Here is a 23,142-nt window from a genome sequence, read left to right as displayed (position 1 = left end):
CGGGCCATGCCCGCGCGGAGACGCCTTTACTTGTGCTGATGTGTTTCCGGAACCGTCCCTACCGGGACGGGCCGGGCTCCCCCGAGGAACCGGCCTTCCGCAGTGCTTCGATCTCCTTGGCGAAGTCGTCCAGCGACTCGAAGCTCCGGTAGACCGAGGCGAATCGCAGATAGGCGACCTCGTCGAGTTCGCCGAGCGGCCCCAGGATCGCGAGGCCGATCTCGTGCGAGGGGATTTCCGCGGACCCGGACGACCTGATCGCCTCTTCGACCCGCTGCCCCAGCTTCGCGAGCGCATCCTCGTCGACCGGGCGGCCCTGGCAGGCCCTGCGCACCCCGGCGATGATCTTTTCCCGGGAGAACGGCTCGGTGACCCCGCTGCGCTTGGCCACCATCACGAGCACATTCTCCTGCGTCGTGAATCGCTTGCCGCATTCCGAGCACGAGCGGCGGCGCCGAATGGCGCCCCCGTCATCGGTCGAACGGCTGTCGATCACTTTGGTGTCAGGGTTGCGGCAGAACGGGCAGTGCACGTTTGCTCTCCTCCCCTGACGTAAACGAGTTACACCGATGACAGCGCCATATATAGGGAACTACATCGATGTGACTACTAGATGTTGTGGTCAACCGTACGGCTCGCCGGACCCGTTCGCAACCTGCCCGAGGGCCCCGTCCGTCACATCCGCCACGTCCACGCAGGTCATCTCCGACGCTCGGATTTTCCCTCCGGGCGTGTCGTCACCCACCGCCCCCGGCGGACCCCTCCCGGTGACCGTCCACGGCGCAAAGCCCCAGGCAGGCGCCCTCGACGCACATCTGCCGCCGCCTGCGCGGCCCGGCCGGTCGCGCTCGGTGACCGCCTCGCCGGGCCCCCTCTCCACGGCCCGTCGCGGCCGGCGGCCATACGCCGCCGCGCCTCTCGGGGAGCGTCAGGGGCCACCGACAGCCGGTCGCTGCCGTCATCTAGCGTGAGCCGCGACGGCGACGCGGCGCCGCGGCCGGGGTCAACTCGCGGGGACGCGGAGTTCTTGACCGGGATGGACGGTGGGGTCGCCACCGAGACCGTTGAGGTCGATGATGCGCTGCACGACCACGCGGGGGTCGCCACCCGGGTCGGCCGAGGAGGCGATCTCCCAGAGCGTCTCACCGGGCTCCACCACGACCGTCCCGGCGTGCCGGGTCGGGCCGGCGGGGCCTTCCCGGGAACCGGCGAAGGCGCCCGGGCCCACGGTGAGCCAGAGCAGTATGAGCGTCACGGTGGCGGCGAAGGCGACCAGGACGGCGCGGCCGCGGCGGGTCAGGCGGATCGGGGGGCGGTCACTACGGGGTGAACCCGGCATCTCTCCCCTCCTCGACTTCGAATGCATTTTCGATCGAACGCCTGTACGATGTTCTACCAGGGGAGGTCCGCAAAAAGCGAGCACATCTTCGAACAATTGTTTGATCATCGGGCCTGGACGCGATAGCGTTCATGACAAGGAGTGACGGATCGAGGCGCCCGGGAGGCGACGAGCGATGAGCAAGGTCCGGGAGCTGCCCGACGGGCCGATGGACGAGACGGGCCTGACCCAGCGACAGCGCATGGTGCTGGAGGTGATCCGTGACTCGGTCCAGCGCCGGGGGTACCCGCCCTCGATGCGCGAGATCGGCGAGGCCGTGGGGCTGACCAGCACCTCCAGCGTGTCGCACCAGCTCCGGGCCCTGCAGCGCAAGGGCTTCCTGCGGCGCGACCCCAACCGCCCGCGCGCGGTCGAGGTGCGGGTGCCGGGGGCGACGCCGGTGCGCACGCACGAGGAGGCCTTCGAGTCGGGCTCGGCGCAGCCCGCGCCCGCGTACGTGCCGCTCGTCGGGCGCATCGCGGCCGGTGGCCCGATCCTGGCCGAGGAGGCCGTCGAGGACGTGTTCACGCTGCCGAAGCAGCTCGTCGGCGAGGGCACCCACTTCCTGCTGAAGGTCACCGGCGACTCGATGATCGACGCCGCGATCGCGGACGGCGACTGGGTGGTCGTGCGGCAGCAGCCGGTGGCCGAGCAGGGCGACATCGTGGCCGCCATGATCGACGGCGAGGCCACGGTCAAGACGTTCAAGCGCCGCGACGACGGCCACATCTGGCTGATGCCCCAGAACCCCGCCTACGAGCCGATCCCCGGCGACGAGGCCTCGGTGCTCGGCCGGGTCGTGGCGGTCCTCCGCAAGATGTGACGCCACCCCTCAGCGGCCGCCGGACCCGTCCGGCGGCCGCTGACGCATGCCCGGCCCTCACCCGCGCGTCGCTCACCGGCTCCCCGCTGCGCCGCTCGGCTCGGGCAGCGCGGCGGGGACAGGGAGCTACGGCCCCTGGCGGGGCCGGTCGGCGGCTCTTGGTTTCGTCCTGCCGGTGAGCGCCGCCGCGCCGGTCGGGGGTGAGCGGCGCGGCGGGGCGGGGTCAGCGCTTGGGGACGATGTTGACGATCTTGGGGGCGCGGACGATGATCTTGGCGATGTCGGCGCCGCCCAGGGCGTCCTGGATCCTGGCCGAGGCCAGCGCGCGGCGCTCCAGCTCCTCCCCGGCGATCCCGGGCGGGACCTCCAGGCGGTCGCGCACCTTGCCGGCGACCTGGACGACGCAGGTGACCGACTCCTCCACCAGCAGCTCGGGGTCGGCGGACGGCCAGCCGGCGCGGATCACCGGCGCGGTGCGGCCCAGCCGCTCCCACACCTCGTCGGCGGTGTAGGGCGCGAACAACGACAGCAGCACCGCGATCGCCTCGGCGGCCTCGCGGACGGCCGGGTCGGCGGCGCCGGGGCCGGAGTCGATGGCCTTGCGGGTCGCGGTGACCAGCTCCATGATCCGCGCGATGGCGACGTTGAACCGCTGCGTCTCGACCAGGGTGGTGGCCTCGTCGACCGTGCGGGCCGTGACGCGCCGCAGGGCGGTGTCGCCGGAGGCGGCGTCCGCGCCGGGGTCGGAGGAGACCTCGGAGGCGATGCGGTGCACGCGGGACAGGAACTTCGACATGCCGTGCGGGGAGACGTCGGCCCAGTCGATGTCGTCCTCGGGCGGGCCGGAGAACAGGATCGCCAGCCGGACGACGTCGACGCCGAACTCGCCGATCTGCTCGCCCAGGTCGACGCCGTTGCCCAGCGACTTCGACATCGCCTTGCCCTGGTTGATCACCTGGCCCTGGTTCAGCAGCCGGGTGAACGGCTCGGTGAAGTCGACCATGCCCATGTCGTGCAGGACCTTGGTGAAGAACCGGCTGTACAGCAGGTGCAGGATGGCGTGCTCGACACCGCCGGTGTACTGGTCGACCGGCATCCACCTGCGGACCTGCTCGACGTCGAACGGGCCGCCCTCGTAGCCCGGCGAGCAGTAGCGGAAGTAGTACCAGGACGAGTCGACGAAGGTGTCCATGGTGTCGGTGTCGCGGGTGGCCGCGCCGCCGCACTTGGGGCACTCGGTGTTCACCCAGTCGGACGCGGCGGCCAGGGGCGAGGTGCCCTTGGGGGCCAGGTCGGCGCCGCGCAGGCCCTCGGGCAGGGTCACGGGCAGCTGGTCGTCGGGGACGGGGACCTCGCCGCACGCCTCGCAGTGCACGATCGGGATCGGGCAGCCCCAGAACCGCTGCCGGGAGACCAGCCAGTCGCGCAACCGGAAGTTCACCGACGCGCGGCCGGTGCCGCGCTCCTCCAGGATCTCGGTGATGCGGGCGATGCCGTCGGCCTTGGTCAGCCCGTCGATGGGGCCCGAGTTGACGATGGCGCCGTCGCCGGGGGTGGCCACGCCCGTCTCGGCGGGGTCGGCCAGGCCGGTCTCCACGACGACGCGGACGGGCAGGCCGAACTTCAGCGCGAAGTCCAGGTCGCGCTGGTCGTGCGCCGGCACCGCCATGATCGCGCCGTGCCCGTACTCGGCCAGGACGTAGTCGGACGCCCAGACGGGCAGCCGCTCGCCGTTGACCGGGTTGATCGCGTAGCGGCCCAGGAACACGCCGGTCTTCTCGCGCTCGGTGGACAGCCGCTCGATCTCGCTCTCGCGGGAGACCTCGTCGCGGTAGGCCTCGAACGCGGCGCGGTGGTCGGGGTGGCAGACCTCCTCGGCCAGCGCGGCGTCGGCGGCGACGACCATGAAGGTGGCGCCGTACAGGGTGTCGGGGCGCGTGGTGTAGACGGTGACGGGCTCGTCGCGCCCCTCGATCACGAAGTCGACGTCGGCGCCGGTGGAGCGGCCGATCCAGTTGCGCTGCATCAGCAGGACGCGCTCGGGCCACTTGCCCTCCAGCTGCGCCATGTCGTCCAGCAGCCGGTCCGCGTACTCAGTGATCTTGAAGTACCACTGGGTCAGCACGCGCTTTTCGACCAGCGCGCCGCAGCGCTCGCAGTGCCCGCCGACGACCTGCTCGTTGGCCAGGACGGTCTGGTCCTTCGGGCACCAGTTGACGTGGCCGCCCTTGCGGTAGGCCAGGCCCCGCTCGTAGAAGCGCAGGAACAGCCACTGCGTCCACTTGTAGTACTCGGGGTCGGAGGTGTGCAGGCGCCGCGTCCAGTCGAAGGACGGGGCGTAGCGGTGGAAGGAGGCCGCCTGCGTCTCGATGTTGGCGTACGTCCACTCGGCGGGGTGCGAGTCGCGCTTGATGGCGGCGTTCTCGGCGGGCAGGCCGAAGGAGTCCCAGCCGATCGGGTGCAGGACGTTGAAGCCGCGCTGGAACCAGTAGCGCGCGACGACGTCGCCGATGGCGAACGCCTCCGCGTGGCCCATGTGCAGGTCGCCGCTGGGGTAGGGGAACATGTCCAGGGCGTAGCGGCGCTCCTCGGCGGTGCCCTTCTCGTCCGCCTCGAACGGGTCGAGCTCCTCCCAGCGGGCCTGCCACTTGTCCTGAACCGCCCGTGGGTCGTATCCCTCGTTCAGGGGGGACGCCCCCCCTGTACCCCCCGGCGTCGCACGGTAGGGAACGTCGCTGCTCACGCTTCTGACTCCGGTTCCTGCTGCTGGGTCGTGGCCGTCCGCCGACATGAAACGGCCCCTCGCACAGGAGGGGCCACCACGCTGACGTCAGTGCGTCAACGTGGTCCTTCGAGGAGCAGCCTGGCTGACATACCTCAAGAGTAGCGCAGTCGCAACCCCGGCCGCCGCGACTTAATGCCCCGACTCCTGGCGGGCCATGGACACGACGCCGGTCACCTGGACGCGGGTCAGCTCGAGGTCGGCGCCGACGGCCGAGAGGGTCTCCTCCTCGGAGACGGTCAGCGGGCCGTCGACCAGCGCGATCTCGGCGGCGGCGCGCAGGATGCTCTCCCGCGCCTCGGGGGCGAGGGCCGAGGCGGCGCGCCCCATCTCGACGCGGACCTCGTCGAAGGGACGGCCGAGGTCGGCGTTCAGGGCCGCGTCGTCGTACCCGGGCTCGCCGGCCTGCCGGACGACGGAGACCGCGCGGGAGCGGGCGGCCTCGTTGGTGTAGTCGCCTGAGCGCAGGACCTGGGCGATGGCCATGCGCAGCAGCATCGCGGGCATCTGCGCGAGCTGCGCGGTGGTCGGCACGTTCAGCACGCCGGGGTTCCAGCGGCCGTGGCAGGTGTCGCACTCGACGAACTCGCCGCCGGCCTTGTTCAGCGGGATGACCGGGATGAAGAACAGCGTGAAGAAGTTGCGCCCCTGGCGGCGGCGGTACTCGCGGTCGCCGCCGCAGTCGGGGCAGTGGAAGGTCCCCCTGGTCAGGGTGAAGAACACCACGCGCCAGCCGAAGATGATCAAGATCGCGCACCCTCTCTCGGTGAGGCGGCACATGTTAACGCCGCAAGACCGCCCAATTGGTAACGAGCGCGGACGGAGCCGCGCTCCCGCCCCCTCCCCTCCCCCGCGCGGACCACCGTCGCAACGACGAAAACCGCACGTCAAAGGCTGCGAATTATGGCGCCGGACAAGCCCCGTGCAGCAGGATGTGCGAAACGGTTCATACACTCGTCGGTAACTAACCGACCGGTCACCTTTCCGCGCGAGGAGTGCCCATGCTCAACCTGTCCGTGCTGCTGGAGGACGCCGCCAGGGAGACGCCCGACCGCGACGCGGTCGTGTTCGGCGATCTCCGGCTGTCCTACTCCTTCCTCGACCAGGTCGCGAACCAGGTCGCGAACCTGCTGCGCGAGCGCGGCATCGGGCCGGGCGACAAGGTGGCGCTCTCCAGCCCGAACCTCCCCTACTTCCCGATGGTGTACTTCGGGGCGCTCAAGGCGGGCGCGGTGGTCGTCCCGCTGAACGTGCTGCTCAAGCCTCGGGAGATCGCCTACCACCTCGCCGACTCGGGGGCCAGGGCGTTCTTCTGCTTCGAGGGGACGCCGGAGCTGCCGCTCGGCGAGATGGGCCGCGCGGGGTTCGAGCAGGCGGAGGCCTGCGAGCACTTCTTCCTGCTGCCCGCCGACCCGTCGGCCGCCGAGTCCCCGATCGAGGGGGCCGAGCTGTTCTGGGCCGCGCTCGCGGGCAGGCCCGGCACGTTCGAGTCGGCGCTGACCGGGCCGGACGACACCGCCGTGATCATCTACACCAGCGGGACGACCGGGCAGCCGAAGGGCGCCGAGCTCACGCACGGCAACCTCCTGATGAACGCCATGGTGGACGACACGCTCTTCTACCGGACGCTGCACGACACGTCCCTGGTGACGCTGCCGCTGTTCCACATCTTCGGGCAGACGTGCGTGATGAACGTCGGCCTGTACCGGCGCGCGACGCTCGTCATGCAGGCGCGGTTCGACGCCCGGCAGGCCGTCGAGCTGATGGTCAGGGAGAAGGTGAACATCTTCGCGGGCGTCCCGACGATGTACTGGGGGCTGCTGACCGACGAGACCTCCGACGAGGAGATCGAGACGCTCCGGGAGAACCTGCGGGTCGCGGTCTCGGGCGGGTCGGCGCTGCCCATGGAGGTCCTCAAGGGCTTCAAGGCGAAGTTCGGCGTGGACGTCCTGGAGGGCTACGGCCTGTCGGAGACCTCGCCGGTCGCCTCGTTCAACCGCCCGGACCGTCCGACCAAGCCCGGCTCGATCGGCCTGCCCGTGTGGGGCGTCGAGATGAAGCTGATCGACGACGACTGGAAGGAGATCGAGGGCGAGGGGCCCGGCGAGATCGCCGTCCGGGGCCACAACATCATGAAGGGCTACCACGGGCGGCCCGAGGCGACCGAGGCCGCGATCCGGGACGGCTGGTTCCGCACCGGCGACGTGGCCCGCCGCGACGAGGACGGCTACTACTACATCATCGACCGCTCCAAGGACATGATCATCCGGGGCGGGTTCAACGTGTACCCGCGGGAGCTGGAAGAGGTCCTGATGGCCCACCCGGAGGTCTCGCTGGCCGCGGTCGTGGGCGTCCCGCACCCCTCGCACGGCGAGGAGGTCAAGGCGTACGTCATCCGCACGCCCGGCGCGTCCGTCACCGAGGACGAGCTGGTCGCGTGGGGCAAGGAGCAGTTCGCCAACTACAAGTACCCGCGGATCGTCGAGTTCCGCGACGAGCTGCCGATGACCGCCACCGGCAAGATCCTCAAGCGCGAGCTGCGCTAGCCGCGAGCCCTCCGGGCACGGGGGCTCAGCTCACGCCGAGCCCCCGGGCCCCGACGACCCGCAGCAGCTTCATCGCCTCGGCCGACGGCGTGCCGGGCGTGACCGTGTACAGCACGACCCGCTGGTCGCGTTCCGGCACGTAGAGGACGTCGCAGTGCATGTCCAGCTCGCCGACCACGGGATGCGTCATCAGCTTGCGGCTGCCGCGCCTGATCCCTACCTCGCCCTCGTCCCAGAGCCGCGCGAACAGGGGGCTGCGGGCGGAGACCTCCGCGACCAGTGCGGCGATGCCGGGGTCGCCGGGGTAGCGGCCGGCCGCGGCCCTCAGGTCCGCCACCGACTCGCGGGCGAGCTGCTCCACGTACCCGTCGCTGCCGAACCGCGCGATGGCCGGGCCGGTGAACAGCCACCGGACGACGTTGCGATCGCGCGGCTCCATGGCGGCGAAGTCGGTCATGAGCGCGGCGGCCAGGGCGTTCCAGGCGAGGATGTCGTGGCGGGCGTTCAGGACGTAGGCGGGCGTGTCGTCCAGCCGTTCGAGCAGGTGCAGGATGCCCGGCGGGACGTCCTGCGACGGCGCGGCGGGCGGCTCCGGGGCCTCGCCGGCCAGGTGGAAGAGGTGGCCGCGCTCGTCGCCGCTCAGCCTCAGGGCGCGCGCCAGCGCGGCCAGGATCTGCCTGGACGGACGGGGCCCGCGGCCCTGCTCCAGGCGGATGTAGTAGTCCACCGACATCCCGGCCAGCTGCGCGATCTCCTCGCGCCGCAGGCCGGGCGTGCGGCGCCGCGCCCCGGCCGGGAGGCCGACGTCCGCGGGCCGGATGCGCGCCCGGCGCGAGCGCAGGAACGCGGCCAACTCCTGCCTGTCCATGCCTTCCAGGATGTCCGACTAGGCGCGGCCACCGCCACGCGCAGGGTGGTACCGCCGATCCCAGCCTCGGGCGGTCTCTCCTCATCCCCGCCCGCGCGGAGCAGCCTGCGGGGCATGACGACACGGATCGCTCTCATCACGGGAGCCAACAAGGGCATCGGCTTCGAGACGGCGCGGATCCTCGGCCGGGGCGGGGCGACCGTCCTGGTCGGGGCCCGATCGGCCGATCTCGGGGAGAAGGCCGCCGCCGTCCTGTGCGGCGAGGGCGTCGACGCCCGGTTCGTCCCGCTCGACGTGACGGACGCGCGCGGCGTGCAGGACGCGGCCGCGTGGATCGGCGCCGAGTTCGGGCGCCTCGACATCCTGGTCAACAACGCCGCGATCACCACCACGGACGCGGCGGACCCGGCGTCCTCTCCCCCGCCGAGCCGGGTCGCGCCGGAGCTGGTGCGGGCCGCCCTCGAGACCAACGTGGTCGGGGTGGTCGCGGTCACCAACGCGATGCTGCCGCTGCTGCGCCGCTCCCCCGCCGGCCGGATCGTCAACGTCTCCAGCAACCTCGGGTCGCTGACGGCGCTGAGCGCTCCGTCCCTCCCGGCGTCGCTGCCGAACCTGCTGCCCTACAACGCGTCCAAGACGGCGCTGAACGCGCTGACCGTCGCCTACGCCAGGGAACTGGCCGGCACACCGGTCAAGGTGAACTCGGTGGCGCCCGGGTTCTGCGCCACCGACCTCAACGGGCACACCGGCCACCGCACGCCCGCGCAGGGCGCCGCGGTGATCGCGAGCGTGGCGCTCCTGGACGACGACGGCCCCACGGGCGCCTACCTCACCGAGGACGGCCGGAACCCCTGGTAGGCACGCGCTGACCAGGCCCGTCCCGGCAGGAGCCTGCCGGGACGGGCCTGCGCGGCGGTCAGATCGCGTAGGGCAGGCGCTTGATCCCGTTGATGAAGTTGGACTCCAGCCGGTCGGGCTCGCCCGAGGCGCGGATGTCCGGCGCCCGGCGCAGCAGCTCGCGGAACATCACGGTGATCTCGCGCCTGGCCAGGTGCGCGCCGAGGCAGAAGTGCGGCCCCGGCCCGCCGAACCCGACGTGCTGCTTGCTGTCGCGCAGTATGTCGAACCGCTCCGGGTCGGTGAAGACCGTCTCGTCCCGGTTGGCCGACCAGTAGTAGAGGACGAGCTTGTCGCCCTCCTTGATCTCGTGCTCGTTCAGCGTGGTGTCGCGGGTGGCGGTCCTGCGCATCCAGATGACCGGCGAGACGTACCGGACGATCTCCTCGACGGCGCCGGGCATGCGGGCCTCGAAGTCCTCGACCAGCAGGGCCCGCTGGTCGGGGTTGCGGGTGAACAGGTCGAGGCCGTGCGCGATCGCGTTGCGGGTGGTCTCGTTGCCGGCGACGACGAGCAGGATGAAGAACGAGCCGAGCTCCTGGTCGGTCAGCGACTCGCCGTCGAGGTTGGCGTTCACCAGCGCGGAGGTGAGGTCGTCGGTGGGGTCGGCGCGGCGCTGCCGCCCGAGGTCCTCGACCAGGCCGCGCAGGGTCTCGCCGGCGCCGAGCAGCGCCATCGCCATCTGCTCGGGGTCGTCGGAGGGGATGAACTCGGCGTCGTTGCCCGCGAGGATGACGTTGGTGGCGTCGAGGACCGTCTTGTACTGGTCCTCCGCGATGCCCATCATGTCGCAGATGATCTTCAGGGGGAGCCGCGCGGCGACGTCCGCCACGAAGTCGCCGGTCCCGCCGCCCGAGGCCACGTTCTCGACGATCTGGCCGGCGACCGCCTCGACCCGGTCCTCGAACCGCTGGATCATGCGGGGCGAGAACGCCCGGGACACGATCCTCCTGATCTTGGCGTGCCGGGGGTCGTCCATGCTGATCAGCGAGCCGAAGTACTCGTGCATGTCGCCCGGCATGTCCGGGATGCTGATCGCGCCCCTGCCGGAGCAGAAGTCCTGCGGGCGGCGGGACGCCTCGACGACGTCGGCGTGCCGGGTCAGCGGGTAGTACCCGGGGCCCTGCGGGGCGATCAGGATGTCGGGTTCCTCGAAGCGGAGGAGCCCGGGGTGCCACCGCAGGGCCTTGAACGCCTCGTGGCGGTACTCGTGCGGCTGCCGCCAGAACTCCCAGTCCGTCAGGTTGATGTCCTCGACTTTGAGCACGCGCCCACCACCTCGTCACGTCCGAACCCGATTCGGTTTACACGTACCCTCTCAAAGTAAAGAGGAAAGCGCACACTGATCGGGCGGGTGACGCGCCTCACATTAGCCTGCCGGGCCCGGCCCCCCGCACGGGCCCGGCATGCGGTCACAGCCGCGCCCACGCCTCCTGGAGGACCGAGCGCAGGATCTGCTCGATCTCGTCGAAGTGCGCCTGGTCGCAGATCAGCGGCGGGGCGAGCTGGACGACGGGGTCGCCGCGGTCGTCGGCGCGGCAGTACAGGCCCGCCTCGTACAGGGCCTTGTCGAGGAAGCCGCGCAGCAGCCGCTCGGACTCCTCGTCGTCGAACGTCTCGCGGGTGTCGCGGTCCTTCACGAGCTCGATGCCGTAGAAGTAGCCGTCGCCGCGGACGTCCCCGACGATCGGCAGGTCGCGGAGCCGCTCCAGCGCGCCCCGGAACGCGTCGCGGTTGCGCATGACGTGCCCGGTCAGGTCCTCGCGCTCGAACAGGTCGAGGTTGGCCAGCGCGACCGCCGCCGACACCGGGTGCCCGCCGAAGGTGTACCCGTGCGCGAACATCTCCGTCCCGCCCTTGAACGGCTCGAACAGGCGGTCGGTGACGAGCATCCCGCCGAGCGGCGCGTAGCCGGAGGTCACGCCCTTGGCGAAGGTGATGATGTCGGGCGTGTAGCCGAAGCGCTGCGCGCCGAACATCGTGCCGAGCCGGCCGAACGCGCAGATCACCTCGTCCGACACCAGCAGGACGTCGTGCCGGTCGCAGATCTCGCGGACGCGCTCGAAGTAGCCGGGCGGCGGCGGGAAGCAGCCGCCGGCGTTCTGCACCGGCTCCAGGAACACGGCGGCGACGGTGTCGGCGCCCTCGAACTCGATGGCCTCATCGATCCGGTCGGCGGCCCACCGGCCGAACGCCTCCGGGTCGTCGCGGTGCTCGGCGGCCCGGTAGATGTTGGTGTTCGGCACCCGGAAGCCGCTCGGCACGAGCGGCTCGTAGGGCGCCTTCAGGCCCGGCAGGCCCGTGATCGACAGCGCGCCGTGCGGGGTGCCGTGGTAGGCGACCGCGCGGCTGATCACCTTGTGCTTGGCCGGCTTCCCGGTGAGCTTGAAGTAGTGCTTGGCGAGCTTCCAGGCGCTCTCGACGGCGTCGCCGCCCCCGGTGGTGAAGAACACGCGGTCCAGGCCGGCGGGCGCGAGGGAGGCGAGCCGCTCGGCCAGCTCGACGGCCTTCGGGTGCGCGTAGGACCAGATCGGGAAGTAGGCCAGCTCGGCGGCCTGCTTGGCGGCGGCCTGGGCCAGCTCCTCGCGCCCGTGCCCGGCCTGGACGGTGAACAGCCCGGAGAGCCCGTCCAGGTAGCGGCGGCCCGCCGAGTCGTAGACGTGGGCGCCGTCGCCCCGGACGATCACCGGGATCTCGCCGCCGCCCTGGGACGCCGAGTGCCGCGAGAAGTGCATCCACAGATGGTCGCGGGCCGCCCTCTGCATCGCGTCGTGCTGCTGGCTGGTCACGTCCGGCTCCGTCATCACGTCATCCCCAGTGCGATCGATCCAGTTGCACAGATGCTAGATGACTACGGAATCCGCTGTAAATACATGGTGATACCTCGATATCCGTAGAGAGAGGGCCCCACTGACCGTCGCTCGCGAAGGCGCGGGTACCGTTCGCCGCGAACCGAGGAGGCGGACATGGGCGACATCACGACCGGATCTGTCAGCGCGAACGGGCTCGACTTCGGATACCTCACCGCCGGGCCGCAGGACGGGCCCCTGGCGCTGCTGCTGCACGGCTTCCCCGACTCCCCGCACACCTGGCGGCACCTCATGCCGGAACTGGCCGACGCCGGATACCGCGCCGTGGCCCCCTTCATGCGCGGCTACGCCCCCACGTCCGTCCCCGAGGACGGCGCGTACCAGAGCGGCGCCCTCGCCGCCGACGCCGCCGCCCTGCACGAGGCGCTCGGCGGCGGCTCCGACGCCGTGCTCGTCGGCCACGACTGGGGCGCCTTCGCGACCTACGGCGCGGCGAACGCCGCGCCCGAGCGGTGGCGCAGGACGGTCGCCATGTCCGTCCCGCCCGTCTCGGTGATGACGGCCTCGTTCTTCGACTACGAGCAGCTCAAGCGATCGTTCTACATCTTCGTCTTCCAGACGCCGCTGGCCGAGCTCGCGTTCGGCCGCGCGTTCGTCGAGGGGCTGTGGCGCGACTGGTCGCCGGACGACGGCCGCGACCGGTCAGGGGACGTCGACCGGGTCATGGAGTGCCTCGGCGCGCCCGCCAACGCCGCGGCGGCGATCGGCTACTACCGGGCGATGCTCGACCCGTCCCGGCACGTCGAGCGGTACGCCGCCGAGCAGGAGGCGACGACCGCCACCGGCGAGCGCCCCGTGCTCTACCTGCACGGCGCCGAGGACGGCTGCCTCGGCGCGGAAGCGGTCGACCTCGACGCCGTCCTCGCGGCCCTCCCGCCGGGGTCGCGGGCGGAGCGGATCCCCGGCGCCGGCCACTTCCTCCAGCTCGACCGTCCCGCCGAGGTGAACGAGCGCGTCCTCAGCTGGCTGGAGTCCGCTCCCTGACCAGGTCGGCGGCCTTCTCCCCGATCATGATCGCGGGGGCGTTGGTGTGGCCCCGGGTGATCTGCGGCAGCACCGACACGTCCGCGACGCGCAGGCCCTCGACGCCGCGGACGCGCAGGTCCGGGTCGACGACGGAGTCCTGTCCGGTGCCCATCCGGCACGTGCCGGTCGGATGGTAGAGCGTCTCGGAGTGGCCCCGGACGTAGGCGGCCAGCGCCTCGTCGTCGTCCGCCCCCGCGTAGGGCTCCATGATCTCGCCGACGAACGGCTTCAGCGCGTCGGCCGCCATCAGCTCCTCCGCGTAGCGGATGCCGTGCATCAGGCGGCGCAGGTCGCTCTCCTTCGTGAGGTAGGCGGGGTCGATCACTGGCGGCGCGGCCGGATCGGCGGAGGCGAGGGTGACGCGGCCGGACGACTCGGGCTGGAGCAGCACGACGCCGACCGTCACGCCGTGCTCGGTCGGCGGGGTGAGCCCGTGCGCGATGTACGGGGCGGGCGCGAAGATCAGTTCGAGGTCGGGGGCGTGCAGGGACGGGGCGCTCTTGGTGAAGACGACCGCCTCGCCCACGTTGGAGGTGAACGGCCCGCGCCGCGCGAGCAGGTAGCGGGCGATGTTCGGCACCGACTCCGCGCCCGCGAGCGTGACCTTCCTGGGGCAGTGCCGCACGACGCCGACCGACAGGTGGTCCTGGAGGTGGCGGCCCACTTCCGGAGACTCCACGACCGGCTCCACGCCGGCGCCGCGCAGGTGGTCGGGATCGCCGACGCCGGACAGCATCAGCAGGTGCGGCGACCCGACCGCGCCCGCGGCCAGGATGACCTCGCGGCGCGCCGTGACGCGCCCGCCGCCGTACTCGACGCCGGTGGCGCGGCCGTCCTCGATGAGGACCCTCGACACCTGCGCGCCGGTCATGACGGTCAGGTTCGGGCGCTTGCGGGCGGGCCGCAGGTAGGCGTCGGCCGCGCTGCACCGCCTGCCGCGCCGCTGGCTGACCGGCGTGAGCGCGTACCCCTCGTTGGACGGGCCGTTCAGCTCGGGCAGCCTGGTCAGGCCGGCGGCGGCGCACGCCTCCAGGAACGCCCGCGTCGCCACGTTCGGGCTGCGCTGCTCGGAGATCGTGACGGGGCCGGACGTCCCGTACACGTCCCCCTTGTTGCTGCCGACGCGGCCCTCGACCCGCTTGAAGTACGGGACGACGTCCTCGTACGACCAGCCGGGGACGTCCCAGTCGTCGTAGTCGTCGTAGTGGCCGCGCACCCACATCATCGCGTTCAGCGAGGACGACCCGCCGAGCATCCTGCCCCGCGGCCAGTACAGCTCTCGCCCGTCCAGCTCGGGCTGCTTGGCGGTGCTGTAGTCCCAGTCGTACTCGGTCTTGAAGAGCTTCGGGAACGCGGCCGGGATGTGGATCTCGCCCTTGTCGTCCGGACCGCCCGCCTCCAGCAGCGCGACCGTGACGGAGGGGTCCTCCGACAGCCGCGCGGCCAGCGCGCAGCCCGCGGACCCGGCGCCGACGATGACGTAGTCGTGTTCCATGAGGGCTCCCGCTCTCCACGGGCCGCGGCACGGCCCGCTCTTCCCCTGGACTTACCACCACAAAGCCCTCCAGTCCATGCGTGCGACCCGATTCCGGACCGGCCGCGCCGATGGAACCCGGCCCGGAGCTCCGGCGTCGATCCCGTGTAGCCGTGGGGAGAGTGGGGGCGCGAAATGTCCGAGTACCCGGCCGGATCGGTCGAACCGTACGAGCGAGGCCTGGCGGCCCGGCGCGGCGGCGACCTCGCGGGGGCCGAGGAGCTGCTGCGGCGGGCGTTCGAATCGGGGCATCCCGGGGGCGCCCACGAGCTCGGCTCCATCGCGGCGGATCGCGGCGACGACCGCGAGGCGGTGGCGTGGTGGCGGCGGGCAGCCGAGGCGGGCCTCCCCGAGAGCGCCTTCGAGGTCGGCTACGCGGCGGAGCGGAGCGGCGACATGGAGGCCGCCGAGCGCTGGTACCGGCAGGCGGCCGAGGGCGGCCACACGAGCGGCACCCTGAACCTGGGCATCATCCTGGAGAACCGGGGCGAGGCCGCGGAGGCCATGGCCTTCTACCGCCGGGCCTGGGAGCTCGGGTCGGACAAGGCCGCGTTCAACCTCGGCAGGCTCCACGACGACGACGGGAAGGGCGACCTCGAGGCGGCGGAGACCTGGTACACCCGTGCCGCCGAGCGGGGCAACGGCGGCGCCGCGTTCAACCTGGGGTTCGTGCGGCAGGACCGGGGTGATCCCGCCGGGCGGGACGAGGCGTGGCGGCGCGCCGCCGACCTCGGCCATCCCAAGGCCGCCTTCGGCCTCGGCGCGCAGTCCGAGAAGGCGGGGGACGAGGACGCCGCCATCGGCTGGTTCCGCAGGTCGGTGCTGGAGGCCGGGGTCGAGCAGGCCGCCCGCAGGCTAGGCGACATCTACCGGCGCAGGGGCGACGGGCGCAGCGCGCGGTTCTGGACGGAGTTCCTGAGCGGGCTCAGCGGCTACAGCCCGGAGTTCGAGGCGTTCGCCGCCGCGGGCTCGGCCGCGGCGATCCAGCGGCAGGACCTCCTCAACGCCGCCGTGGGGGACGGCCACATCGCCTTCGACGTCGACGAGCGGACCCTCACCTCGGGCGGGCGCACCTTCCACGGGATGACGTTCCTCGGCAGCTTCTCTCACGTGAGCGACACGTGGCTGTGGGCTTGGGCCAACCCGCACTACGGGGACGACGTGCCCGCCATCGTCCCGTTGGCCGCCGTCCGCGAGTACGGCGAGCGGCACGCCGTCCCGGAGCTGGCGGCGGGCCGCCTCGACCTGTCCGGCTTCCCCGACCCGCACCAGGCCGCGACCACCATGGCCATCGCCGCCGCCGCGCTGCTCGGCGGCGACGGCGTCCAGAGCTGCCGCGTGAACGACGGGAAGGGCTCGTTCTACTTCCACCTCGACGACCCCGCGCTCCCGGCCGCCGGGTTCGACCCGCTCTCAGCGACGCGCCTGATGACGGCCGCGGCCGAGATCTTCCCCACCGAGCAGCGCCGCGTCGTCCGCGGCTTCCTCGCCCACCACGGGTGCCGGATCAGGGAGTCCGCGGAGGTCATCGAGGGCACCGCGCCGCAGGGCGGCCAGGTGACGGTCGCCTTCACCCCGGACGGTCTCATCAAGGCCGCCAGTTCGGCCCGCGCCTCCGCCGAGTGATCCCGCCGATGGCGGCCTGAGGCCGGGCGGAGAATCCGCCTCTGACCGGAAGACAGGGCCTCAGCCGGGCCCGGCGGAGTCAGGCGCGTTCAGCCGGAGCCCGGCGGCCTCGGGCAAGGTCCGGGAAGCCGGGGTCAGCCGGTGAAGCGGCGGAGCAGGACGGCCAGGCGCAGGTCGTGGCCCTCGCGGCGCATGCGCCCGCTGCGCATCAGGGTGAGGAGGCCGTGCAGGCAGCTCCAGAACGTCTCGGTGAGCACGTCGACGTCGTCCTCGTCCGCGAACGGCCGGACGGTCTCGCGCAGCTCGCCGAAGGCCTCCTGGAGCGCGGGCGGCGCCTCGGGGGTCGCCCACGGCAGGTCGACGGTGTGGACGAACATCGCGTCGTAGAGGGCGGGCCTGCGCTCCGCGAAGTCGGTGTAGGCGGCGGCGACGTCCGCGAGCGCCCCGGCGGGCCCGGGGGCACCGGTCCGCGCCCGCCGCAGCTCGTCCGCCAGTTCCGCGCACCCCTCGACCGCGACCGCCGCCATGATGGCGCCCTTGCCCTTGAAGTGGCTGTAGAGGACGGGCTGGCTGTACTCGATCACCGCGGCGAGCCGCCGCGTCGTCACCGCGTCCCACCCCTCGCTCTCGGCGAGCTCCCGCGCCGCCGTGATGATCAGCTTCTCGCGTTCCGCGCGCTCGCGCTCCTTGCGGCCCTGGATCGACATGACCGCGACTCTAGCACTGCTAGATATTCTGTCCATGCTCTGCTAGCGTCGATCTCGTTCCTAGCAACGCTAGAAATGAGGAGACCCCAATGCTCACCCCCATCGCCTACGGCCTCGCCGTCGTGCTCACCCTGTTCTGCGTCTTCATCGGCCTGCGCTTCCTCACGGCCCCCGTGGCGTCGGCGGCCGGCTACGGCGTCCCCGCCAAGCCGGACGGTGACGCCGCCTACCTGGAGATCAAGGGATTGCGCGACCTGACGTTCGGCGTCCTCGGCCTCGCCTTGATCGCTTTCGCGGGCGCGCACGCCGCCGGCTGGTACATGCTGGTCGTGGCCATCGCGCCGCTCGGCGACACCCTCATCGTGCTGCGCCACGGCGGCCCGAAGGCCACCGCGTTCGGCGTCCACTTCGCCACCGCCGTGGCCGTGCTCGTGAGCGCCGCCCTCCTCTTCGCCGTCTGACCCCGCCGTCCAGGAAAAGGAGCCCACCGCATGTCGCTGATCTCACCGGACTTCGACGAATCCGTGATCGTCCGCGCCGACGAGGCGGAGGTCATCGACCTCTCCCCCAGCGTCACCCGCCTGCTGGCCGACAGCAGCTCGACCGGCGGCGCCCTGTCCAGCCACCGGGTCACGCTGAGCGGCGGAGCCAACGGCGCGAGGCCGCACCGGCACGACGGATCCGCCGAGATGTTCTACATGCTGGACGGGGCGGCCCAGCTGCTCTCGGGCGAGCAGGTCGTGACCGCCGAACGGGGCGATTTCGTCGTCGTCCCGCCCGGCCTGCCGCACGCCTTCGCCGCCGCCCCCGGGCACGACGCCGACATCCTCATCGTCATCACCCCGGGCGTCGAGCGGTTCGAGTACTTCCGCCACCTGGGGCGCATCGTCCACGGGAAGGTCCCGCCCGAGAGCCTCCTGGAGGTGCAGGAGCTCTACGACACCTACTTCCTCACCAGCGAGGCCTGGGAGAAGGCGCGCGCCTGACCGGCCTCGGAACGCCGACGAGCCGACCGGAACGTCCGGTCGGCTCGTCGGCGGTGAGGGTGCCCTGCCGTCACGACCCCCAGTCGGGGCGCAGCGGCATGTGGCTCGTGCCGTCGTCCTCAGGCTTCACACCGAGCGTCTGGTGCAGCTGGATCCAGTTCTGGTTGAAGCCGAGCACGCAGCCGGCCATGTAGACGCGCCACACGCGGGCGGTGCCCTCGCCGACCTCGGCGACGGCCTCGTCCCAGTGCGCGTCGAGGTTCTCGCACCAGCCGGTGAGGGTCCGCGCGTAGTGCTCGCGCAGGTTCTCCTGGTGCCGGATCTCGAACCCCGCGTCGTTCATCTGGCACTGGACGTGGCCGGGGCCCTCCAGCTCGCCGTCCGGGAAGACGTACCGGTTGATGAACCCGTTCTCCTTGCGGGACGGCTGCGTGTTGTCGGGACGCGTGATGGTGTGGTTCAGCATCCGGCCGCCCTTCTTCAGCTTCCCGTGGAGGAAGGAGAAGTAGGCCGGCAGGTTCTTCTTCCCGATGTGCTCGGTGAGGCCGATGGAGCTGATCGCGTCGAAGCCGGTCTCGGCCACGTCGCGGTAGTCCATGTGGCGGACCTCCGCGAGGTCGGACAGGCCGCGGTCGGCGATGGCCTTCTGCGCCCACTCGGCCTGCTGCTTGGACAGCGTGACGCCGAGCGCCTTGACGCCGTACTCCTTGGCGGCGTGCATCACCATGCCGCCCCAGCCGCAGCCGACGTCCAGCAGCCGCATCCCCGGCTTCAGGCCGATCTTCTTGGCCACCAGGTCGTGCTTGTTGAACTGCGCCTCCTCCAGCGTCGCGCCCTCATGCGGGTAGCACGCGCAGGTGTAGGCCATGGAGGGGCCGAGCACCCACTCGTAGAAGGTGTTGGACACGTCGTAGTGGTGGGAGATGGCCCGCGCGTCCCGCCGCTTGGAGTGCCGCAGCCACGACGGGATCCGGCTGAACGGCGCCTCCTGCGGCGGCGGGTCAAGCCGCCGCGACGCCGCGGCCCGCAGCAGCGGGTCGCGCATCACCGCGCCGGTGATCTTCGCCTTGTCGCGGGGCGACACCTCGCTGAGCACCTGCTGCATCGTGGTCAGCGCCGTGATCATGTCGCCGTTCACGTCGATCATGCCGGTGACGTAGGCGCGGGCGAGGCCCAGCGCGCCCGGCGAGTGCAGCAGGTACGAGACCGCGTACGGCGAGCGCACGTCGAAACGGATGTCGGCCCCGGGCACCCCTGCACGAGATCCGTCGTACGCCGTGAACTCCACTGGCGCCTCAGCCCCGGCGAGCTGCTCGAAGACCCTGGCCAGCGTCATCTTGGTTCCTCCTGTCTCTCCGCCCCGGCACGGGCGGCGGCGGTCGGCCGCCCCCCGCGCGGGGCTCCCCCGAAGCGGGCGCCTGGTCAGCGTCCGCGCACGCACTTGTCGTAGAGGTCGAGCAACCTCCCGTCGGGGTCGTAGGACCCCTTGAGCCGCCGGTAGGTCTCCCCGTCGTAGTACCGCCAGAACTCGTCCCGGCCATAGAAGGCCGTCGAGTAGAGGGACTTGTGGCCGTCGAGGGCGGCGACCTTACGTTCGATGAGCCTGTTGTGGTACTCGGGGATCTGGCCGGGCGGGATACGCACCGTCCCCCAGAAACCGGCGTTCACATAGGGGCGGCCCACGTCCAGCGGGTACAGCGGCCACCGCTCCTTGGCCCGCAGCGGGCAGAGCCAGATCGGGCTCATGCCCACCTTGTCGTGGAAGAAATCCAGGAACTCCGGCAGCCGCTCGACCGGCACCTCGATGTCCTGGATGACGTCCTCGCGCGGCCGCAGCCCGCGCCACCGCTCCGCTCGCGCGACGACGTGATACCGGCGGTCGTAGGCGACCAGCTTGCGGTACACGTCCGAGCGCTTGTACTTGTCGGGCCACAGCCGCCGGACCGCCGGGTTCTGCACGCCGAACGCGCCCGAGCACCAGAACCAGTCGGTGTCCCAGCGCCAGATGTAGTCGCGGACCGTCAGGAAGTCGACCGACCGCTGCTGGATCGACCTGTAGTAGATCTGCTGGCCGGTGTAGTCGGAGGTGTAGGGCGCCGAGTCGGCGAAGAAGCCGAGCGTGATGTACTGCTCGTCCGCGCTGAAGACGGTGCCGTCCATGAAGTCGACGGACTCGTCCTCGAACGTCCCGGACTCGGTGATCTCCCCCATGACGCGGGCGAGCTCCGCCGCGTCGGTGAACCGCAGGTGCCGCAGCCGGACGTAGGGCCGGACGGGCCGCAGCTCGATCTTCAACCGGAGGCTGTAGCCGAGCGTCCCGTAGGAGTTCGGGAAGCCGTAGAACAGGTCCTTGTGCTCGTTGTCGCGCGTGGCCGTGACGATCTGCCCGTCGCCGGTGAGGACCTCCAGTTCGAGGACGCCCTCGTGCGGCAGCCCGTCGCGGAACGAGGACGACTCGATGCCGAGCCCGGTCACCGCGCCGCCGAGCGTGATCGTCTTCAGCTGCGGGACGACCGTCGGCATCAGGCCGTGCGGCAGCGTCGCGTCGACCAGGTCCTCGTAGGTCGTCATGCCCTGGACCTGCGCGGTCCGCTCGTCCGGGTCGACGCCGAGCACCTTGTCGAACCCGGACACGTCCAGGCCGGGCGCCGCCGAGGGGTCGCGCCACCGGAACAGGTTCGAGGTCTTCTTGGCCAGCCGCACCGGCGTGCCCGCCGGGATGGCCTCGTAGGACCTCCTGAGCGCCTCCACCGCCCGCTGGTGATCGCCCTTGATCGCAAGCTCCGTCATCTACCCCTCCCTCGCATAGTTAATCGATCATCCCATGCATGGTCCACATAACCCGGACGTTGCGGGAGTCACAGGTAGGGAGGGGAATAAAACCACGGGCGTAGACATAGGCGTCGTTTCATCTCCTGGAGGCGGCCGGCCGCATGGAAAGCGGCCACGTCAACCCTCCCCGGAGGCGTCCTCCGACAAACCCGAGGCGCGTTCAGCGGCGGATTCGCCTCAACTCACCAGGCGCAGGATCCACGGGTAGCGGAACGTCTGGCCGCTCACCGCGAAGACGGCCGCGACCATCGACAGCACCCATGCCACCGCGTACAGGACCCCGCCGACGCCGAGCGTGGCGATCGTGACGAGCAGCAGCGTGAGCTGGAAGTTCACGGCCTCCGCCGCCTGCCGCCGGACGTAGGGCGAGCGCTTGCCGCTCAGCAGCATCAGCACGAGCGGGCCGACGAACAGCGTCGGGACGGCGACGGCGTGCGCCGCGGCGGCCAGCATCCGGTCCTCACCCGACACCGCCTCGGCCTCCACCGCGAGAGGCCGCGCGGGCGCGGCCGGCACCAGATCGTGCAGGACCGCGGCGAGGTCCTTGCGCGTCCTGCCCGTCATCGCCAGGTGCACGCGCAGGTCGAACTCGTCCTCGTCGAGCCGCCCCTCGGCGTAGGCGTCCTGAAGCCGCTGGATGACCGGTTCCCGCTCGGCGTCCGAGACCCGCAGATCCCCCACCGCGTAGCTGCTGTCCATACCGTCCATGCTCCGCGCGGCACCGCCCGGCGGCCATCAGGGAAGACCCTGAGGATCCCCTGAATTCCGCTGGACGTACTCCTCCCCAGGGGCCGGTCGCCCGCCGAACAGCTCCGACACCGTGACGAACACGTAGCCCTCGGCGGCCAGCCGGTCGATGATCTTCGGGACGGCCTTCACGCTCGTCGGGTGGATGTCGTGCATCAGGACGATGTACCCCGGCCTCACCGCCTTCAGCACCCGCCGCTCGACGTAGGCGGTGTCGCGGTGCTCCCAGTCGAGGGGGTCGACCGTCCACAGCACCTGCGCCAGCCCCATCCGCCGCGTGATCTTCTTCAGCCGCTCGGACGTCGACCCGTACGGCGGCCTGAGCAGCACGGGCACGACCCCTGACGCCCGCCGGATCGCCTCCTGCGTCCGCGTCAGCTCGTCCGTGATCTTCTTCTCGGACGCCCTCCCCAGGTCGGCGTGCGTGTAGCTGTGGTCGGCGATCTCGTGCCCGCCCTCATGCTCGCGCCGCACCAGATCCGGATGCTTCGCGGCGTTCTCCCCCACGATGAAGAACGTCGCCCTGACCTTGCGGGCGGCGAGCGTGTCCAGCAGTTCCGCGGTGCTCGCGGCGGGCCCGTCGTCGAACGTCAGCGCCACGCATCTGAGCCGGGCGCAGTCGGGCGGCGGTGGCTTGGGAGGCGGCACCGGCTTCGGCTTCGGCTTCGGCGCGGCGGGCTCGGCCCGCGCCACGGGCTTCACCTGCCCCCGGGCCGGGGTGAGCGTGCTCAGGGCCCCGAACACCGCGACCGCGAGCACGGCCGCCGCCACCCGCCGGACAAGGTTCGGCCCGTCCATCGCACCCCCGCTGATGATCCCCCCGAAGGGCGCCAGTCTAGGACGCGGGGACCCTGGTCACCGGGGTCCGCCGCCGCTGTGTCGGGAACCCGCGCACCGCCGGCCTCGTTATCGTCGTACACCGCAACCCCGCACTATGGCGGGACCAGACGACAGGGTGAGCATGAGGTTCCGGGATCGGTTCGGGATCCGCAGGCACCGCGGGTCCACGGTGACGAAGCTGGACAGGGAGGCGACGGACTCCGACATCGAGGCGCTGATCGCCTTCGCCCGCGAGCGCCGCGGCGTCGAGTTCTTCGTCGAGCCCGAGACGTACGCCACCGACACGACGGCCGTCGCGGTCGCCCACGACGGCGAGTGGACGCGCCGCCGCGTCGGCTCCCCCAAGGTGATCGGCAAGGTCGCCCGAGACCTCGGCCTGCCCATCTACGACGTGCAGATCGTCGGCTACCCGCCCCGCATGCGCGCCTGGAACGACCGCAACCGCGACCGCCGCATAGACCCCGGCACCCCCGGCCAGGCCGTCTCCTCCTGACCCCCGACCGGCCGCGGGACGAGACGCCCGACCTCACCGACCCGCGCAAGCACTCCCACGCAGACACCAGGTCACGCGTTCGCGCGCATGGCCGAGGCCACGTCGAGACAGGCGGCGAGCGCCCGACGCCAACGCACTCCCTGCCCAAACCAGACGAAGGCTCTCAAGACCCCACACCATGAACTCG

Annotated in this window: 21 protein-coding genes; 8 read left to right on the top strand and 13 right to left on the bottom strand. The window is 71.5% G+C overall.

What is annotated here, in order from left to right; genetic code table 11:
• Nucleotides 1–58: 58 nt before the first annotated feature.
• Both nrdR and FKD65_RS35455 read right to left on the bottom strand, forming a co-directional pair.
• Complete coding sequence (gene nrdR / locus FKD65_RS35460; RefSeq protein ID WP_141583086.1) at nucleotides 59–532, bottom strand: transcriptional regulator NrdR; 474 nt, start codon at nucleotides 530–532, stop codon at nucleotides 59–61.
• 471 nt (nucleotides 533–1,003) lie between these two features.
• The gene (locus FKD65_RS35455; protein ID WP_205718356.1) at nucleotides 1,004–1,339 is read right to left on the bottom strand and encodes a LysM domain-containing protein; all 336 of its coding nucleotides are present in this window, start codon (nucleotides 1,337–1,339) and stop codon (nucleotides 1,004–1,006) included.
• A gap of 175 nt (nucleotides 1,340–1,514) precedes the next feature.
• Between FKD65_RS35455 and lexA the strand changes: the two genes are divergently transcribed.
• Nucleotides 1,515–2,201 (top strand): transcriptional repressor LexA, encoded by a 687-nt coding sequence (gene lexA, locus FKD65_RS35450; RefSeq protein ID WP_141583081.1) that lies wholly within the window; start codon nucleotides 1,515–1,517, stop codon nucleotides 2,199–2,201.
• A gap of 223 nt (nucleotides 2,202–2,424) precedes the next feature.
• On the opposite strand, the gene leuS is transcribed toward lexA, so the two are convergent.
• On the bottom strand, nucleotides 2,425–4,887 hold the full coding sequence (gene leuS / locus FKD65_RS35445; RefSeq protein ID WP_240810392.1) for a leucine--tRNA ligase: 2,463 nt from the start codon (nucleotides 4,885–4,887) through the stop codon (nucleotides 2,425–2,427).
• A 228-nt stretch (nucleotides 4,888–5,115) separates the two neighbouring features.
• Nucleotides 5,116–5,730, bottom strand: a complete 615-nt coding sequence (locus tag FKD65_RS35440; protein WP_141583070.1) for a hypothetical protein — start codon at nucleotides 5,728–5,730, stop codon at nucleotides 5,116–5,118.
• A gap of 254 nt (nucleotides 5,731–5,984) precedes the next feature.
• Here FKD65_RS35440 and FKD65_RS35435 point away from each other — a divergent pair, with 254 nt between their 5' ends.
• Entirely contained in the window at nucleotides 5,985–7,529 is a 1,545-nt protein-coding gene (locus FKD65_RS35435) for a long-chain fatty acid--CoA ligase (protein ID WP_141583068.1), read from the top strand.
• Nucleotides 7,530–7,554: 25 nt separating this feature from the next.
• Here FKD65_RS35435 and FKD65_RS35430 read toward each other — a convergent pair whose 3' ends face one another.
• Nucleotides 7,555–8,397, bottom strand: coding sequence for a helix-turn-helix transcriptional regulator (locus FKD65_RS35430; protein ID WP_141583066.1), 843 nt, complete (start codon nucleotides 8,395–8,397; stop codon nucleotides 7,555–7,557).
• A 114-nt stretch (nucleotides 8,398–8,511) separates the two neighbouring features.
• On the opposite strand from FKD65_RS35430, the gene FKD65_RS35425 reads away from it, so the two are divergent.
• The gene (locus tag FKD65_RS35425; RefSeq protein WP_141583064.1) at nucleotides 8,512–9,255 is read left to right on the top strand and encodes an SDR family oxidoreductase; all 744 of its coding nucleotides are present in this window, start codon (nucleotides 8,512–8,514) and stop codon (nucleotides 9,253–9,255) included.
• 58 nt (nucleotides 9,256–9,313) lie between these two features.
• Here FKD65_RS35425 and FKD65_RS35420 read toward each other — a convergent pair whose 3' ends face one another.
• Nucleotides 9,314–10,561: a cytochrome P450 gene (locus FKD65_RS35420; protein WP_141583062.1), complete on the bottom strand. Its 1,248-nt coding sequence runs from the start codon at nucleotides 10,559–10,561 to the stop codon at nucleotides 9,314–9,316.
• 145 nt (nucleotides 10,562–10,706) lie between these two features.
• Complete coding sequence (locus tag FKD65_RS35415; protein ID WP_205718355.1) at nucleotides 10,707–12,098, bottom strand: aspartate aminotransferase family protein; 1,392 nt, start codon at nucleotides 12,096–12,098, stop codon at nucleotides 10,707–10,709.
• Nucleotides 12,099–12,260: 162 nt separating this feature from the next.
• On the opposite strand from FKD65_RS35415, the gene FKD65_RS35410 reads away from it, so the two are divergent.
• The gene (locus FKD65_RS35410) at nucleotides 12,261–13,148 is read left to right on the top strand and encodes an alpha/beta fold hydrolase (RefSeq protein WP_141583060.1); all 888 of its coding nucleotides are present in this window, start codon (nucleotides 12,261–12,263) and stop codon (nucleotides 13,146–13,148) included.
• Here the strand turns inward: FKD65_RS35410 and FKD65_RS35405 are convergent.
• Nucleotides 13,123–14,685: a GMC family oxidoreductase gene (locus FKD65_RS35405; protein ID WP_141583058.1), complete on the bottom strand. Its 1,563-nt coding sequence runs from the start codon at nucleotides 14,683–14,685 to the stop codon at nucleotides 13,123–13,125. The two genes, FKD65_RS35410 and FKD65_RS35405, sit on opposite strands and share 26 nt — an antisense overlap.
• Nucleotides 14,686–14,859: 174 nt before the next feature.
• On the opposite strand from FKD65_RS35405, the gene FKD65_RS35400 reads away from it, so the two are divergent.
• On the top strand, nucleotides 14,860–16,350 hold the full coding sequence (locus FKD65_RS35400; RefSeq protein WP_141583056.1) for a tetratricopeptide repeat protein: 1,491 nt from the start codon (nucleotides 14,860–14,862) through the stop codon (nucleotides 16,348–16,350).
• Between the two features lie 134 nt (nucleotides 16,351–16,484).
• On the opposite strand, the gene FKD65_RS35395 is transcribed toward FKD65_RS35400, so the two are convergent.
• Complete coding sequence (locus FKD65_RS35395; protein ID WP_141583054.1) at nucleotides 16,485–17,057, bottom strand: TetR/AcrR family transcriptional regulator; 573 nt, start codon at nucleotides 17,055–17,057, stop codon at nucleotides 16,485–16,487.
• Between the two features lie 89 nt (nucleotides 17,058–17,146).
• On the opposite strand from FKD65_RS35395, the gene FKD65_RS35390 reads away from it, so the two are divergent.
• The gene (locus FKD65_RS35390) at nucleotides 17,147–17,518 is read left to right on the top strand and encodes a DUF4267 domain-containing protein (RefSeq protein ID WP_141583052.1); all 372 of its coding nucleotides are present in this window, start codon (nucleotides 17,147–17,149) and stop codon (nucleotides 17,516–17,518) included.
• 30 nt (nucleotides 17,519–17,548) lie between these two features.
• On the top strand, nucleotides 17,549–18,043 hold the full coding sequence (locus tag FKD65_RS35385) for a cupin domain-containing protein (protein WP_141583049.1): 495 nt from the start codon (nucleotides 17,549–17,551) through the stop codon (nucleotides 18,041–18,043).
• Between the two features lie 70 nt (nucleotides 18,044–18,113).
• On the opposite strand, the gene FKD65_RS35380 is transcribed toward FKD65_RS35385, so the two are convergent.
• The 4 genes from FKD65_RS35380 to FKD65_RS35365 all read right to left on the bottom strand — a co-directional run bounded on the left by FKD65_RS35380 (nucleotide 18,114) and on the right by FKD65_RS35365 (nucleotide 22,420).
• On the bottom strand, nucleotides 18,114–19,379 hold the full coding sequence (locus FKD65_RS35380; RefSeq protein ID WP_141583047.1) for a cyclopropane-fatty-acyl-phospholipid synthase family protein: 1,266 nt from the start codon (nucleotides 19,377–19,379) through the stop codon (nucleotides 18,114–18,116).
• A gap of 86 nt (nucleotides 19,380–19,465) precedes the next feature.
• Nucleotides 19,466–20,833, bottom strand: coding sequence for an FAD-binding oxidoreductase (locus tag FKD65_RS35375; RefSeq protein ID WP_141583044.1), 1,368 nt, complete (start codon nucleotides 20,831–20,833; stop codon nucleotides 19,466–19,468).
• A 219-nt stretch (nucleotides 20,834–21,052) separates the two neighbouring features.
• Nucleotides 21,053–21,574, bottom strand: coding sequence for a DUF1707 and DUF4870 domain-containing protein (locus FKD65_RS35370; RefSeq protein WP_240809755.1), 522 nt, complete (start codon nucleotides 21,572–21,574; stop codon nucleotides 21,053–21,055).
• 36 nt (nucleotides 21,575–21,610) lie between these two features.
• Nucleotides 21,611–22,420 carry a polysaccharide deacetylase family protein gene (locus FKD65_RS35365; protein WP_205718354.1) on the bottom strand — a complete coding sequence of 270 codons (810 nt, stop codon included), beginning with the start codon at nucleotides 22,418–22,420 and terminating at the stop codon, nucleotides 21,611–21,613.
• A 163-nt stretch (nucleotides 22,421–22,583) separates the two neighbouring features.
• On the opposite strand from FKD65_RS35365, the gene FKD65_RS35360 reads away from it, so the two are divergent.
• Entirely contained in the window at nucleotides 22,584–22,955 is a 372-nt protein-coding gene (locus FKD65_RS35360) for a hypothetical protein (protein ID WP_141583040.1), read from the top strand.
• Nucleotides 22,956–23,142: the final 187 nt, after the last annotated feature.

Source organism: Actinomadura sp. WMMA1423 (assembly GCF_006547145.1).
Lineage (GTDB): Bacteria > Actinomycetota > Actinomycetes > Streptosporangiales > Streptosporangiaceae > Spirillospora.
This window is presented reverse-complemented; position numbering and strand designations above follow the sequence as displayed.

Excerpts from the sequence above, each read along its gene's own strand:
- FKD65_RS35455 (WP_205718356.1), bottom strand. The coding sequence starts at position 1,339 with ATGCCGGGTTCACCCCGTAGTGACCGCCCCCCGATCCGCCTGACCCGC.
- lexA (WP_141583081.1), top strand. The coding sequence starts at position 1,515 with ATGAGCAAGGTCCGGGAGCTGCCCGACGGGCCGATGGACGAGACGGGC.
- FKD65_RS35435 (WP_141583068.1), top strand. The coding sequence starts at position 5,985 with ATGCTCAACCTGTCCGTGCTGCTGGAGGACGCCGCCAGGGAGACGCCC.
- FKD65_RS35430 (WP_141583066.1), bottom strand. The coding sequence starts at position 8,397 with ATGGACAGGCAGGAGTTGGCCGCGTTCCTGCGCTCGCGCCGGGCGCGC.
- FKD65_RS35425 (WP_141583064.1), top strand. The coding sequence starts at position 8,512 with ATGACGACACGGATCGCTCTCATCACGGGAGCCAACAAGGGCATCGGC.
- FKD65_RS35415 (WP_205718355.1), bottom strand. The coding sequence starts at position 12,098 with ATGACGGAGCCGGACGTGACCAGCCAGCAGCACGACGCGATGCAGAGG.
- FKD65_RS35410 (WP_141583060.1), top strand. The coding sequence starts at position 12,261 with ATGGGCGACATCACGACCGGATCTGTCAGCGCGAACGGGCTCGACTTC.
- FKD65_RS35405 (WP_141583058.1), bottom strand. The coding sequence starts at position 14,685 with ATGGAACACGACTACGTCATCGTCGGCGCCGGGTCCGCGGGCTGCGCG.
- FKD65_RS35400 (WP_141583056.1), top strand. The coding sequence starts at position 14,860 with ATGTCCGAGTACCCGGCCGGATCGGTCGAACCGTACGAGCGAGGCCTG.
- FKD65_RS35395 (WP_141583054.1), bottom strand. The coding sequence starts at position 17,057 with ATGTCGATCCAGGGCCGCAAGGAGCGCGAGCGCGCGGAACGCGAGAAG.
- FKD65_RS35390 (WP_141583052.1), top strand. The coding sequence starts at position 17,147 with ATGCTCACCCCCATCGCCTACGGCCTCGCCGTCGTGCTCACCCTGTTC.
- FKD65_RS35385 (WP_141583049.1), top strand. The coding sequence starts at position 17,549 with ATGTCGCTGATCTCACCGGACTTCGACGAATCCGTGATCGTCCGCGCC.
- FKD65_RS35380 (WP_141583047.1), bottom strand. The coding sequence starts at position 19,379 with ATGACGCTGGCCAGGGTCTTCGAGCAGCTCGCCGGGGCTGAGGCGCCA.
- FKD65_RS35375 (WP_141583044.1), bottom strand. The coding sequence starts at position 20,833 with ATGACGGAGCTTGCGATCAAGGGCGATCACCAGCGGGCGGTGGAGGCG.
- FKD65_RS35370 (WP_240809755.1), bottom strand. The coding sequence starts at position 21,574 with ATGGACAGCAGCTACGCGGTGGGGGATCTGCGGGTCTCGGACGCCGAG.
- FKD65_RS35365 (WP_205718354.1), bottom strand. The coding sequence starts at position 22,420 with ATGGACGGGCCGAACCTTGTCCGGCGGGTGGCGGCGGCCGTGCTCGCG.
- FKD65_RS35360 (WP_141583040.1), top strand. The coding sequence starts at position 22,584 with ATGAGGTTCCGGGATCGGTTCGGGATCCGCAGGCACCGCGGGTCCACG.